This window comes from Sinimarinibacterium arenosum (genome assembly GCF_005047655.1).
Classification (GTDB): domain Bacteria; phylum Pseudomonadota; class Gammaproteobacteria; order Nevskiales; family Nevskiaceae; genus Solimonas.
In genome coordinates, this window is the sequence record NZ_SUKF01000007.1 from 1 (window position 1) to 13906 (window position 13906).

12 protein-coding genes are annotated in these 13906 nt (G+C 62.5%); all 12 read right to left on the reverse strand.

Annotation, left to right across the window (positions count from 1 at the left end; all coding sequences use genetic code 11):
* Positions 1–223: 223 nt before the first annotated feature.
* Complete coding sequence (locus E4T66_RS14285; protein ID WP_169577637.1) at positions 224–1285, reverse strand: RES family NAD+ phosphorylase; 1062 nt, start codon at positions 1283–1285, stop codon at positions 224–226.
* Positions 1286–1372: 87 nt separating this feature from the next.
* Positions 1373–1852, reverse strand: coding sequence for a hypothetical protein (locus tag E4T66_RS14290; protein ID WP_136849740.1), 480 nt, complete (start codon positions 1850–1852; stop codon positions 1373–1375).
* 73 nt (positions 1853–1925) lie between these two features.
* A complete protein-coding gene (locus E4T66_RS14295; protein WP_136849741.1) occupies positions 1926–2480 on the reverse strand; it encodes a hypothetical protein in 555 nt (184 codons plus the stop codon).
* A gap of 288 nt (positions 2481–2768) precedes the next feature.
* Positions 2769–3332, reverse strand: coding sequence for a CHRD domain-containing protein (locus E4T66_RS14300; protein ID WP_136849742.1), 564 nt, complete (start codon positions 3330–3332; stop codon positions 2769–2771).
* 267 nt (positions 3333–3599) lie between these two features.
* The gene (locus E4T66_RS14305) at positions 3600–5582 is read right to left on the reverse strand and encodes an SDR family oxidoreductase (RefSeq protein WP_136849743.1); all 1983 of its coding nucleotides are present in this window, start codon (positions 5580–5582) and stop codon (positions 3600–3602) included.
* Between the two features lie 106 nt (positions 5583–5688).
* The gene (locus tag E4T66_RS14310; protein WP_136849744.1) at positions 5689–6531 is read right to left on the reverse strand and encodes a hypothetical protein; all 843 of its coding nucleotides are present in this window, start codon (positions 6529–6531) and stop codon (positions 5689–5691) included.
* A 90-nt stretch (positions 6532–6621) separates the two neighbouring features.
* Positions 6622–7389, reverse strand: coding sequence for a hypothetical protein (locus tag E4T66_RS14315; RefSeq protein ID WP_136849745.1), 768 nt, complete (start codon positions 7387–7389; stop codon positions 6622–6624).
* A gap of 28 nt (positions 7390–7417) precedes the next feature.
* Positions 7418–9178: a hypothetical protein gene (locus E4T66_RS14320; RefSeq protein ID WP_136849746.1), complete on the reverse strand. Its 1761-nt coding sequence runs from the start codon at positions 9176–9178 to the stop codon at positions 7418–7420.
* Positions 9179–9182: 4 nt separating this feature from the next.
* Complete coding sequence (locus E4T66_RS14325) at positions 9183–9821, reverse strand: hypothetical protein (protein WP_136849747.1); 639 nt, start codon at positions 9819–9821, stop codon at positions 9183–9185.
* A gap of 7 nt (positions 9822–9828) precedes the next feature.
* Positions 9829–12264 carry a hypothetical protein gene (locus E4T66_RS14330; protein ID WP_136849748.1) on the reverse strand — a complete coding sequence of 812 codons (2436 nt, stop codon included), beginning with the start codon at positions 12262–12264 and terminating at the stop codon, positions 9829–9831.
* A 105-nt stretch (positions 12265–12369) separates the two neighbouring features.
* Positions 12370–12804: an HIT domain-containing protein gene (locus E4T66_RS14335; protein WP_282707011.1), complete on the reverse strand. Its 435-nt coding sequence runs from the start codon at positions 12802–12804 to the stop codon at positions 12370–12372.
* Between the two features lie 149 nt (positions 12805–12953).
* Positions 12954–13838 carry a hypothetical protein gene (locus E4T66_RS21595; RefSeq protein ID WP_211242940.1) on the reverse strand — a complete coding sequence of 295 codons (885 nt, stop codon included), beginning with the start codon at positions 13836–13838 and terminating at the stop codon, positions 12954–12956.
* Positions 13839–13906 lie beyond the last annotated feature (68 nt).

A 13906-nucleotide genomic window follows, 5' to 3' on the forward strand; every position in this document is an offset into this window, starting at 1 on the left:
GGCCTCGACTTCCTTGAGGATACGGACGATCTGTTCTTCAGAAAACTTCGACTTCTTCACGTAGAGCTCCTTGCGGTGGAAACTCTACTTCCAACTGGCTCGAATCAGCGAGGATCTTTCAAACCGACTCGCTGGGATTGGATGCCGAATCAATCTGCTACTTACGTTGGTATTCAGCGGCCGCCGCAGACGGTCTGCTGGAATGAAGGGTTAGATTTCATTCTCACGCACCAGTTGGCCCGAAGTGGAACTCGTAGCCAACTCTGCTAAGAACAAGCCTATTGATGCACTGAACGGAGACAGCACCCGCCTCAATGGGCCGACCAAACAGACCGAGGTTTGGAATGGCTTTCGCTTGCTCGTAGTCTTGGTACTGGGGAATTCGACGATGCGAGATGCCATACGTTGTTTGGAATGGCATCTGGCCGATACGCAACAGGCTGAAGTACGAGGGGTAAATGAGGCCGTCAAACCCAGCCGAACGAGCTGCCTCAGCAATGGCCCGAGTGATCTTGTACGAGTGCCGCCCTGCTAAGAACAGCATGTGAACGGCGATGTCGAGGCTCTCAAACTCGCTTACGTCTTCTTCCTTCAGCAAAACCGAAACATCCAGCAGTCGAAGTGATCTCGTACTTGTTAGCGTGGCAACGAATACATCGTCTTCAGCGCTTACTCGGCACTCATGTACGCAAACTTCCAAATCTGGTGAACCATAAAGCACAGGGCATCCAGCAGGATCGAGGCGACCTCGACCTGCGCTTGCCGCAGGCGGGCTGTCGTATTGCTTTGGGTCGCCGGGAGCGCTCGGGTTCACGCGGACTCGGTAGAACGACTCGTCAGGCAATAGTGATCTTTCCGGGTATTCCGAGAGGATTCGATCAACTATTGCTTGTCGCTTTGTTGGGCGTTGAAGTTCTTTGAGCGGCTCTATCTCACCGATCATCCAAAGCCGCGGGCCATAGTGAAAGAATCCAACGCCAAGCAAGCGCTCAATGAGCTTGACGTCATCCACAAGCCAAGGCGCAATGTCTATTGAAGTTTGCTGATGCTCATTGAACTGGATGAGTGGCGCCGCGCCGTAGCGGGCTCTCCACATCGATCCCCAGACAAAGAAGCGGTGTGCCAAGGCTCCCACGCCCGAAATTGGGAGCTTTTTAAACTCAGTCGCACCACAGTTTGGGCAAGCTCCAGCTATTTCTCTGCCGATTTTTTCTGCATCGAGGCGCAAGCCTCGATCAGAGAAACAGTTGGCACAGGCTACGAAATCTTCGTCCGGAGTGCTCATGAAACCTAACGCCAAAACTCAGCCGACGCGGAGCCTCTGCGGAGCAGAGGCGTAGCGGTCGGCTGGAGTGCCTTGTTGGACGACATTCTAGGCGCCAAACTCTGCTGAAACACGTTCTTCATAGTCTTTCGGCCACGAGGAACGAGGCGCAGGAATATAGCCACTAGCATCCTCCTCGTAACAGGCTGCGCGGTAAGGAAAGCGCGCAATTGCTGCTCGGATTTCATTGAAAAGCTCTATGGTGCTGGCCCAACGAATAGCGCACTCACCACATGACCATGCAGCACTTTCAAAATTGATTGGATATATGTCTTCGCAGGCCGCGATATATGAACAGCCTAGCGTTGGACACGCATATATAAACCGTGTCTCATCGGTTACGGCCGCTAAAATATCGGTCGTGCTCAGGTCGCTGTGTGTCTCTTGAAACTTCTCCATTAAAAGCTCTTGCCACGCACGAGTTCTAAACTCGTTGAGTGACACCCACTGAGTCGTGCAGCAGAACTTTCCAAACCGCTCGTCACCGGCGAAGTCAGCGAATGCTCGGCGGATTTCGTCTTTTGTCATGTCGTCCAACGCCCCGCATCAGCCGCGTGACCGCCACAAGGCGGGCACGTCGGCTGGATGCAGTGGTTAGCCTTCATTCGACGGAAACCCCCTCTACTCGGAAGAGTCCTAAGCCTCCCATCTGTAGCCTGACCTTCACTTCGGAACCGCAAGCGGCGTTCGGAAGCTTAAGAGCAACGCCCGGCAGGTACGAGTACGTCAGGCGCCTCTCGCCGTTTGAAAGCTGGAGCACGTGCTCGTCCATGCCGCGATGGAAGCGGCTGGCTAGTGGGTTGATCTGCTGTATCGTCCTTGGCCCGTTGTAGGTGACCTTCCAGCTCTCGATCTTGTACGGCCGAAGGTCATGTACAGCGTTGAAGCCAAATACAGAGATGCTTCCTACGACAAACAACACGAGCGACACGCGAAACCAGAATGACCTATCGGACCAGCGCTTCCCATCGATCTCGATGGCCAGCTGCCCCCGCATCACATATACGACCCCCAAGCACGCCAGAGAGAGAAGCACACCCGCCGACGCTCCGAGCAGGAGGAGCCAGTACGCTCCTTCTACTGATTCATTGATGTAGAGATGGAGCGCAATGACAACTGCGAGCGCTAGGACGGAGAACAGTGCGTTCTGGATCATGCTTTGTGAAGGCTAACTAGATTTATACCGATGTCAGTGAGGGTGCCTCAGCGGTGATAAAAAAACTACCTGTCCGTTTGGTCAGGTACTTAGCAGCGGAAGTCCGATTTATGCTGGATAAATATTTCCGGACGAGACGATGCTGTATCCACAGACCCAAGGCTGATGCCGTGCGGCCAGACAAGGTCGGCGAACGTCCATCAGCCGCAGAAAACGCAGACCAAAAAAAGCCCCAGCGGAGCCGGGGCAGCACACCAGTACGTCTGGCGGTCAGAGAGTCGGGTCTGGTCAGTCAACCTGATTGTGGTACTGCGTGTCTTCGAGCTGTCCGCGGATCGCGCCGTTGGGGAACTCGGTGTTGTGCAGGTTGATGTAGAAGTTTTCCGGGTTCTGCAGGATGCGCTGGACGATGCCGGATTCCATGGTCGGGAACTTGCCGGTTTCGCCTTCCGTCAGGCAGTCCGCGGCCTGGTCGTCCTGCGGCCAGGCGAGGTTGGCGACGACGGGTCCGTTCTCGCCAATCTGGCCTTCATGGATGTGCGCGGCGCGGCCGTTGCCCGGAGCGAACTCGGTTTCGGCCAGGCGATCGACGCGGATCGTGTAGCACAACGTCAGCGGGTCGCCGTCGATCCCGAAGACATAGGCTTCGCCGCGGGCCTTGCGATCACCCACGAACGGGTTCTGCACGCCGGAACGCGGCAGGTCGACCTTGGCCATGACCTGCGAGGGGGGGACTTGCTGCCGGCCGTTGAGTTCGGCTTCGAGCAGGGTGTTGAGGTGCCCCGCGTTGGCGGCCTGTGTCCATAGCGCGGCCATTCCCAGGCCGGCGACGGCCAGTGTGTTGAGTTTCATCGATCTCTCCTGTTGTCTTGAGTCAGCAGCGCCTGTACCGCGCGCAGGTCTGCTGCGGCAGGAGGCAATGCGTTGAAATGGGTGCTGCCTCAAGGATTACGGGCACGCGCTGCATTCGGATGCGCCGCTGAGATCACGGTGATGGTCCGGGCGGGTCTCGATACGGCCCTGCGGGCCTACTCGACCTGAACGGGGTGTGAGTGGAGGGAGCAGAAAAGCAAAAGCCCCGCGGCTGCGGGGCTTTTTTGAACGACGTGTCGTGAGGCTCTAGAAGTATTCGCCCTTGAACAGATTGGCGAACACGACCTGTTCGAGGCTGGGCTTGGCGCCTTCACGTCGGCCCTTGGCGGCGGAGGAGGACGGGAACAGATTGAAGCCCTTGTTGAGGATGTAGTCGTTGAGCTTGGGCCACAGCGCGTAGCTGACGGCGGCGGCGGTGCCCAGCGGCGTGGCGATCGACTTGGGTTTATCAATCAGCGCGCGGATCACGGTGTCGGCGGCCTTGTTGGGGCTCCAGGTCGGCACGTAGTCGTAGAGCTTGGTCGGCGCAATCATCGGCGTGCGCACCAGCGGCATGTAGATCGCGGTGACGTCGATGTTCAGATGCTTGACCTCGGCTGACAGGCAGCGTGAGAACGCGTCGAGCGCGGCCTTGGACGCGACATACGCCGAGAAGCGTGCGGCGTTGGCAAGGACGCCGATGGACGAGATGTTCACGATCTGACCGCGGCGTCGCTTGGCCATCGACGGCAGGAAATTCATGATCATGCGCACGGCGCCGAAGTAGTTCAGCTGCATCGTGCGTTCGAAGTCGTGGAAGCGATCCATCGATTCGAACACGGCGCGGCGGATCGAGCGACCAGCGTTGTTGACGAGGATGTCGACGTGGCCGAAGTCGGCGAGGATCTGCTGCGAGCAGGCGTCGATCGCGGCGAGGTCGTTGAGGTCGCACGGATAGACGTGGGCTTCGCCGCCGGCCTTTTCGATGATGTGCTGGGTTTCCTCCAGCTTCTCACGTGTGCGGGCGACCAGGATCACCTTGGCGCCGGCGGCGGCGAGCTTCTTCGACACGGTGAAGCCGATGCCGGAGGAAGCGCCGGTGACCACGGCGACCTTGCCGGAGAGCTTCTGCACCGCGCCGGCCGGCAGCGTGACTTCCAGGTCCAGATGCAGCTCCCAGTACTGCCACAGCTTCTCGGCGTAATCGGCGATGTTGGGGCACTGGATGCCGGAGCCCTTGAGCGCGCGGCGGGTGTGCTTGTCGTCGAACACGGCGAGATTGCTGACATAGCCGAGCACGGAAACCGGCACGCCGATGGCGTTCGAGACGCGGCGCTTGAGCGCGTAGGGAATCGCATCGGCGACGCGGCCGGACAGCTGCTTGACCTGCGCCGGCACCGACGGCACCTCGAACTTCTTGGCGAAGTTGGGGCCGTGCGCAGCTTCGAAGATGGTCTGCAGCAGCTCACCGACGGTGGGCGACTGGGTCTGGATCAGGCAGAAGCACTTGCCGTCGAGGCCATCCTGATGCGCGATGTAATCAAGCGCCTTGGTGACGTAATCCACCGGCGCCAGCGGTACGCGGCCGCCTTCGATGCCGAGCAGCGGCAACCATTTCGGCATCGAGTGGCTGATTTTCTGGATCGTCTTGAAGAAGTAGTAGGGCCCGTCGATCTTGTCCATCTCGCCGGTCTCGGAGTGACCGACGACGGCGCCCGGACGGTAGATCCGGAACGGCACCTTGCTCTCTTCGCGGACGATCTGTTCGGACTGGAACTTGGTCCGGAAGTACGGATGGCCGAGGCGCTGGCCTTCGTCGAACATGTCCTCGGTGAAGCGGCCGACCCAGTCGCCGCCGGCGACGGCGACGCTGGAGACATGGTGCAGCCGCACGTCGCCGCCCAGATCGTTGGCGAAGGCGACGAGATTGCGCGTGCCTTCATTGTTGATGCGGTCGCCGGTGGCGTCGTCCATGTTCATGTCATAGACGGCCGCCAGGTGGAATACGTGGCTGACCTTGCCGGCGAGCTTCTTGAAGTCGGCGGCCGAAATCAGACCCGGCGTGGTGACGTCGCCGTAAACCGGCAGAAGGTTCTTGCCCGCGGCACCGTAGCGAGCCTGCAGCGCCTTGAACTTGTCCTTGGACGATTCGCGCACGAGCACGTAGACCTTGGCGCCGTCGCGCTGCAACAGCTGCTCCAGCAGGAACTTGCCAATGAATCCGGTGGCTCCGGTGACGAAATAGTTCACGACCCTTCTCCCAATGATCCTTCCCGAAGGGACAGGATATTACCGGAGCATGCCCGGCAGATGACTTGGCGAACCCGCCGCGAACCGCGGCGCAGCGGACAAGTGTTCAATAGTCGCCTTCCTGATGCCTGGCCGCGGCCGAGCGTTCGCGCCGTTCGGACAGACGCTCGCGTGCGTCCTTGTCGGTGCGCCAGACCACTTCAGGAAACAGCAGGACGCGCAGCAGGCCGACCAGCATGTACAGATAGCTGGCCGAAAACATCACGCCGCAGAAGATCGACACCCACTCGAAATTGGCCGAGAGGAACTTGATTCCCCACCACGAGGCGACATCGGTCACCGCGGCGGACAGCCCAATTGGAAACACCCATTGATATGGCCACAGGTGATTGAACTGCAGCGAGAACGGGATGCCGATGATGAAGAAGCTGGTGGTGAAGCCGAACAGATGCGCGTGGGTGAACGCGATCAGCTTGCCCAGTGACATCTGCTCGAAGTAAGCCTCGGCGGTCCCGTGCAGGTGCAGTTGATAGGCGATCTCCGAAGCCCCGAACGCGAAGGCGATACCGAACAGCACTGTGGCCATCGCGATACCGCGTTTCACCCCGGTGGGCAGGTGGTGCAGGTTGATGTCGGCGGTGTGCGCCTGGAACGGCACCATCCACCAGAAGAATCCCAGCAGCAGGAAAAACCCGCCGATCAGCGCGACCGGCCCGCCGACGGTGATCCAGCGCGACTTCTCCGGCGGCAGTTCGATGATCGCCTCGCTCTCGATCGGGGCGTCGCTGAAGAAATCGAAGTCATCCGCGTCGGTACCTGCGGGCGTCGCGGTCTGTTGCTGTGTCTGCTGTTCCAGCTCCGCGGCGTTCTGCGCCAGCGCGCGTGCGCCGGCCAGACCGCCGATCAGCAGCAGCGCCAGCAGCAGTTCGATCAGGCGGGCCTTAAGCATGGGACGGGTCGCTGGCTCGGGCGGGCGTGGTGCCGTGGAGCGTCAGACACCGGCAGAGAGGATCACGCGACAGATCGTGGATGGACATCGCTAGGCTCCCTTCAGGCGTACATAGACCAGCGTACCGGCGTTCTTCACCGCACGGGTGATCGCGGCGTCCAGGTCTTCGCCCTTTGCCTGTGGCAGTGCGTCGAGCGCGGTGCCGGCGAAAGTGGCGTAGACCGCGCGCTTGGCCGCGTCCGGGACATGGTTGGTGTTCAGCGCGCTGACTGCGGTGACGGTCAGCTTGCGGTCGGTCACCAGCAGCAGGAAGAAGGTCTTGTCGCCGAACTTGGCGGGAAAGATCAGCGCGGTTCCGGCGGGACGCTGGTTTTCCAGCGGAATGTAGATGGTGTTCTCGTCGTCCTTGCCCAGCGTCGCACCCAGCGTCTTGGCACGGGCGATGTCGGCGTCGGTCAGCACCGCATCCTTCGGCAGGTAGGCGCGGATGCCGGGGAATGCGGCCTGGACCTCGCGCGGGATCAGGCTGGCGGTGTCGAGCCAGTCGCCCTTGTCCTGAGGCGTCGAGTGTTTGTCGCCGGGGTTGGCCTTGGCGCTGGCTTCGGCACCGTTGGCGCTGCCGTCGGTGTCGGCGTCGAGCCCGGAAATCTTGCCGAACGCGGATGCTGTCATGCCGGCATCCTTGAACTGCTGGCCGAAGGCGTTCAACGGCGTGCCGCCGCCGTCCTTGTGGCAGGCGTTGCACGACGGCGGGTAGCCGTACTGCTGTTTGTACATGCGTGCGAACGCCGGCTCCGCCTGGGCCGCGCCCGGCAGCGCGGCAGCGAGTGCCCAGACCATCAGCGCCGTGCGCTTCATCGGCTCCCCCCGTTCATCCGAACGTCCATCAGAAATCGAACAGGCCCGGCACCTGATCGCGCATGCGCGTCAACAGTTCCGGGTCCTGGGTCAGTGCTGCCTGCAGCTTCGCGTGCTGCGGTGAGTCAGCTGGCGGCATCAATTTGGCGGCCTTATCGGTGTTGCGATAGCGCTCCCAGTCGAGTGCATCGCGGATCTCGGACTTGGCTTCGATGTTCGCCTTCACGGCCGCTTCGTCGTCGCCCCCCATGAAGTTCAGCTTGGCGTTGGGATTGCCGCGATGGCAGGCGAAGCAGTACTGAGTGAACGGCTGCAGCGGCGAATCTGCCGCCAGTTCGAGCGGTGGCTCGGTTGCAGCGACGGGCGGCGACATTGCGCTGACATCCAGACAGCAGTAGCCGGGCGTCGATGCGTCGTCCTGTGCCGGCAGCGCAGCGGCAAGCGCCTGCATCATGCGCACACGCGAGAACGGCTGCGCCGACAGCTGCACATCGGGCAGCGCATCGACGGCGGCATCGACCACTGCCCAGTCATGGCCGGCGCGGCGCTCCAGCGTGGCGACGTCGTCGGTGCTGAACAGTGCGGCGATGCCGTACACGCCGTCGATATCCTCCGCGCCGAGCCAGCGTTTGGGTGGGCGCGGTGTCAGCGGATCCAGCGTGGCGGGTAGCCTCGGCAGTTTGTCGAATGCTTCGAGGTCATCATTGTTGCGCGCGCCGGCGCCGGCGCCGGGGATTGGCGCCGGCGCGAACAGCGTGTGCAGAAAGCCGCGCCAGCCACGCTGCGTTACCAGTGGATCGCGATTGCGCAGATCGGATTCCGGCACGGCAATGCCGGCGTCGGGCCACTGCATGCGCTGCAGCGCGCGCAGTGCGTCGGCGCCGCTACCGGCGGCGTCGAAGCGGCCGGGGTCCCAGGCATAGCGCAAGGCCAGCTTCAGGATCTGGCGGCGGCAGGATGTGTTGTCGCCGCAGCCGTCAAGCCAGATGCGCTGGGTGGTGACAACAAAACTGCCGACGTCGGTCAGCTCGTCGAAGCGTTCCGGCATGCCCAGCGCGGTTTGCGGGGGAACGCCGAGATAGTCGGCGTCACCGCGCGCCGTAACGATGTGCGCGGCAATTTCAGGTTGGGCATTGGTTTCGTTCCACGGCCGCTGCGGGAAGATCGGCGAGCCGCCCTGGTGGCAGGTCAGACAGACTGCGCGGCGCGCATAGACGATACGGCGCTGGCCGTCGGCGGCGTAGTCCTGGACCAGCTGGAATTCGTAGCGACCGGCCGCTTCGTTGTAACTGATGACTTCAATTTCGTGTGCGTTCTCGACGAAGCCGAGGAACAGCTGGCCACGGCCGACGAGGCCCAGATTGGCCGGCGTGTTCGATGCCTGGAAGTCGGCCGCGACCAGCACCCGTGGATGACTGAAGTCGGCCTGGGCTTTCAGCAGCGAGCGCCCGAAGGGAATCATCAGGCGCACTGGCGGCTGTGTGTCCGACTGCTTCTCGATCAGATCAACCAGCGCCTCGAACGGATACGGCAGGGCGTCGTTCTGTGCGATCAGGTGATCGAACAGCGAGCGCGTACCTTCCGGTGGCAGATCGTCGTCCGGGATGATGTGTGCGGAGCGGTGTGCAGGATCGTTCGACGTCGCTTGCTGCGCACGATCCAGGATCGAGGGGCCGGTTGGTTCGGTCGGCGTCTGTGGGCGCAGTGCCCAGTAGCTTGCGCCGGCTCCGAGCACGACCAGGGCCAGCAGGACGGCACTGCGTGCGCGACCCCTGATGTGACGGGACATCGATTCAGGCCGTCCGGCGTTCGACACGCGACGCCGCCCAGGTGAACAGCAGATACAGCACCAGCGCGCCGACGGCGACAGCGCTGCCGGATGGCGGCACCGGGCCGAAGGTGTTGGCGAGCTGCATCAGCGTGAGCACGCCGAACAGCAGCCATGCGCGACGTGCGTAGGTCGGGCAGGCGCGCGCGTAGATCCACACCGACGCTGCGAGCAGGCCGAGCTCGAGCGCCAGCTCCGGTCCGCGGTACGCCCACAGACCGAAGCCGACCTTGGCGCTGTTGTCGTACAGCGGCAGATCGGGCGCATGCACCAGCAGATCGAGCAGCCAGTGTGAACCGATTGCGGCACCGACGATCAGTGCGGCGTTCAGGCCTTGTCCGCGCCGCCACAGGAAATACGCGAGCGCCCCGCCGGCGGACCAGATCAGGGTTGCGACCAGGCTGTGCGTGTACGGCATGTAGTACAGATCCAGCGGTGAGCCGGCGAGAAAGCCCGGCACCACGCGCAGCTTCTCGACGCCGGCCAGAATCAGCAGACTCCAGCCAACGTCGACCAGCTGCACCGCCAGCAGCAGCACCCACAGCGGCAGCTGCGGCTTGACCGCCTTGAGCGCGAACCCCGCGCTGTAGTGACCGACGAACATGCGCGGCCTACAGGATCTTCAGGAATTCGCGCAGCGCCAGCTTGTCCTCGGCCGACAGCGAGATGCCGAACTGGTGGCCCTTGTTCTCGATCGGGTCGTCGCACTTCATGAACAGCGGGTTGTGCGGGTCAGAGCTGGTGAAGGCCTGGACCGGCGTGCCTTCGGGCACAGGCAGTTTGATGAAACCCTGCTGGTCCTCACGCGGCGCCAGCTTGATCTCGCGATCGGTGACGCTGATCTTCTGCGGACGATGCGGCGTGTCGTTCGGGTTGTCCGACATCATCAGCTCGGCGTAGGCCATCTCGAACTGCTTCACACGGCCGGCCACGGTGTAGTCGACGGTCTCGCCATCCGGCAGGAAGGTCAGCTCGCCGATCGCATTGTTGTGCAGGAATGGCGCGGTGGCCCAGACCGACAGTAGCGAGAAGTTGCGCAGGTAGCCGGGGCCGCCTTCGATGACTTTCTCGCCGCCGAACTGTTTGCCGCCAACCAGCGGCGCCATTCGGTTGACCACTTTTGGCACGCTGCCCGGCGACGGCCGCTGCTTGTAGGTCTCGGACGAGAACTCTTCCCAGATGTGGCCTTCGTTGTGGTTGTCGTGCAGCGCACGGCACATGTTGGTGCCGATGATGTTGAACGGCGTCGGTTCGTCATTGGCGAGCCAGTCTTGCCCGAAGATGTCGCCGCCATTGATGCCGTCCGCGGCAAACTGGCGTGGGCGCAGCGTGCCATGGGTGTCCGCGACCAGGTACTTGGCCTTGAACGCTGCGCTGTTGCGCTCTGCCTCGGTGAATTCGTATTGCCAGTTCTGCTCGGAGCCGAACACGTGGCCCTCGTAGTAGCGCGCCAGAGCGGCCTTGTCGGCGCGGATATTGTCCGGCGCGTACTTGGAGCTGTGGCAGCTGGCGCATTCGCGTGCGAACACCTTGCGGCCCTGCGGCACTTTGTTCAGATCGACGAATTGGGTGCCCGGCGTGCCGTCGACATCGACGGCATTCAGCAGATAGGTCGGGCCGCCGGTGATCAGGAACGCGGCCAGATCCGGCATCTTGGCGTCGGCATAGTTCCAGGCTTCACAGTCCTTGGCGCACTGCTCGATGCGGAACGCGTGCTGACGCGCTTCGTCGCCGAAGAACGTCCCTGGCACCGGGAAGCGCGGCGTCCAGCACTCCTCGGTGCACATGCCGATGTTGACGTAGACGCGGATCAGCGCGAGATGTTCGCCGACGCTGTCCTCACCGCCCTTGAGCACGTGACGGGTCTTGGCCTTCTTGATCTCGCCGGTGATCGGATCCTTGATGTCTTCTTCAAACAGGCGTTTGTTGAAGAAGTCCATGATGTTGTTCTGGGTGCCGGGGTTGTGCTGGAAGTCGGTGGCCACCAGAGAGGTGTCAATCGTGCCGACGCGATGACCGCGGCCGAGCACTTGGCGCGACAGGCTGTCTTCCGGCGTGCCCATCACGTATTGCATCGGCTGCATCGTGTACTGGTTGCCGATGGTGGCGTGGATGTTTTCCCACTTCGGCTGATTCGGATCCTTCGGCGGATGGGTCGGATCGAAGGCGACGTGGCACTGCACGCAAGGCCCGCCGAGCACGTAGCGCATGTTCTTCTTGATCTCGTCGTCGCGATACGGCGCGGTGCGCGGATCGAACACGACCTTGCCGGATTCGTCCTGGGTCGGATCGGCGTAGTACTTGCGGTAGCCGAGCACACCGGAGCTGTGCGGGTCAGGGCATTTGTCGTACCAGTTCGTGCTGGCGTCGCCCTGGGTGCAGTCCGGATCGTTGATCATGCCCCACTTGCTGTAACGGTACGGCCGCGTGCGCGTGTCGAGCCATGGATACCAGACGTTGCCTTCGCCGACGGTGCGCACCGTGTGCAGGTATTCCTCGTCCTGGTCGCCGAAGGTGCCCTTGAACCAGACGTCGCGACCGCGACGGACCTGTTCGCGGGCGACGCGTGCGGCGGCCGGGTCAGTCTGTTCCAAATCCTTGAACAAAGAATTGACGTAGCGGCAGGACTCGGCGTCGTATCCGGTCGGCTGCGGCTGGTCGCAGGACGGCGGCGCGGCCTGGGGGATCGGCACGATGTCCCAGGTGATCGCGTCCTGGAAGTGATGGTTGTAGGGGCCGTGGCCGGCATGCCAGACCTTCTTGGCGGCGAGCGTGTCGTAGAAATGGTCGCTGTACCACTGGCGCTTGGCCTGGACCTGCGGTGAGCCGTGCCAGATGCCGGTGAGCATGTCGCGCTGCGCCAGCTCGCCCAGCGAAACGGAGCGGTTGGTCGATCGATACGGGGCATCGCTGACCGAATACTGACCCCACGCCGGATAGAACTGCTCCGGCTTGTCGGCGGCGTAGTCGCCGCCCGCGGTCGGCGCATCGCCGGCAAAACTCCACAGCGGAACGCACAGCGCAAGCAATGCGAGCTTTCTGGACATGGACTCCCCCGTTATCGTTATGAAAGCGCGCCGGCAGTCTAGCCCGAATCGCGTGTGCAGCAAGCGGCCGCCCCGCCAGGACGGGAGGCGCTGTGGCAAAGGGGATCAGACGACGATGGACAGGTCGAGCGCGTGTCGCAGCTGGGCGCAGCGCTCGGCTGCGGCGCCGTCGGTATAGGCCACAGCCGGGTGTTTGCCCCAGACCGGCGCCGGCCATGCCGGGTCGGCCGGATCGCGCACGACGTGATGCAGGTGCAGCTGCGGCACCATGTTGCCGAGCGCGGCAACATTGAGTTTATAGCCGTTGAACAGTCGCATCAGCATGCGTCCCAGGCGCACCGACTCGCTCAGCAGCTGTTGCTGATCGGCGACCTGCAGCTCATAGATTTCGCGGATGTTGCCGCGCCGGGGGACCAGGATGCACCAGGGGTACTGCGCATCGTTCATCAGCAGCACGCGACACAGTGGCCAGTCGCCGAGCATCAGCGTGTCCGCTGCCAGTTGGTGATGCAGTTCGAATTCCATGGCCTTGCCTTGCATTGCGGCGCCTCGTACGCGGTTCGATAGCATCGCATGTCCTGATGTCGGATCCGTGCGCTCGTTAGCGTTCGCCGCCACAGATGCCATGGGGTGTCCCGAAAAAGAGAAGCCCCGCGGTGCGGGGCTCTCGAACGATGGAGCCGGAGCGCCTATTTCGCGGTGACGGCGACGCCATTGATCTTGGCGCTGATCAGCACGGATTCGTCGCCCTCGGAGACCGCCTTGATCAACAGGCCGCTATCCACAGCTATCCAGTTGGTTGTGGTGGTGGATCCACTCACGGTGGCGTCCGTTTCGCTGAAGCGGCAGGTCGCGAAGGTTCCGGCCGGCACCGTGACGGTTTCGCGACCGACATACGTCGTCGTGGTGGTCACGGACTGGTCCGGGATCGGGAATGGCGACAGCGGGGTTTCTGACTTGATCGTGTACGTCTGCGAGTAGCTCTGACCCGGGTCGAGCGCGTAGCGGGTTTCGCGCGGCGGCTCGTTCCAGACCGTCATGGTGAATGCGGTGCCGCTGACGGTTGATTCGGTGATGACGCCGTAGGTCTTGTAGGTGTTGCCGTCGAGGTCGCCATAGCTCTTGGTCGCCGACGTCGAGTTGTGGCTCGGATCGGTCGACGTGGCCGTGACGTCGGAGACCGACTCCAAGGCATTGCTGTAGCCCTTGAAGCTGGTGCGCCGGGTGAGCGTCGAGTCAAAGCTTGTGGTCAGTTGTTCGCCGGTGCTGCCGTCCGTAGTCCGGATCACTTGCTCGACCTGGGTGCCGACCGTATGCAGTGAGGCGTTGAGGCAAGCCAGCGCACCACCGCTGGCAGGCGTTGGCGTTGGCGTTGGCGTCGGCGTTGGCGCAGCAGTCGGTGTAGGTGTGGGTGTGGGCGTCGGTGTTGCGGTAGGACTCGGAGTCGGCGTGGGTGAAGCCGATGGCGTCGGTGTGGGCGCCGGGCCATCGCTGCCCGCATTGTTGTTGCCGCAACCGGAGAGTCCGGCTGACGCCAGCAGCGCCAGTGAGGACAGATAAACCAGCGTACGCATGGGTTGCTCCTTGAAATGAAAACCAGATGTCAGCCGGGTGCCACGCACACTGGCCGGGCGGATACGTT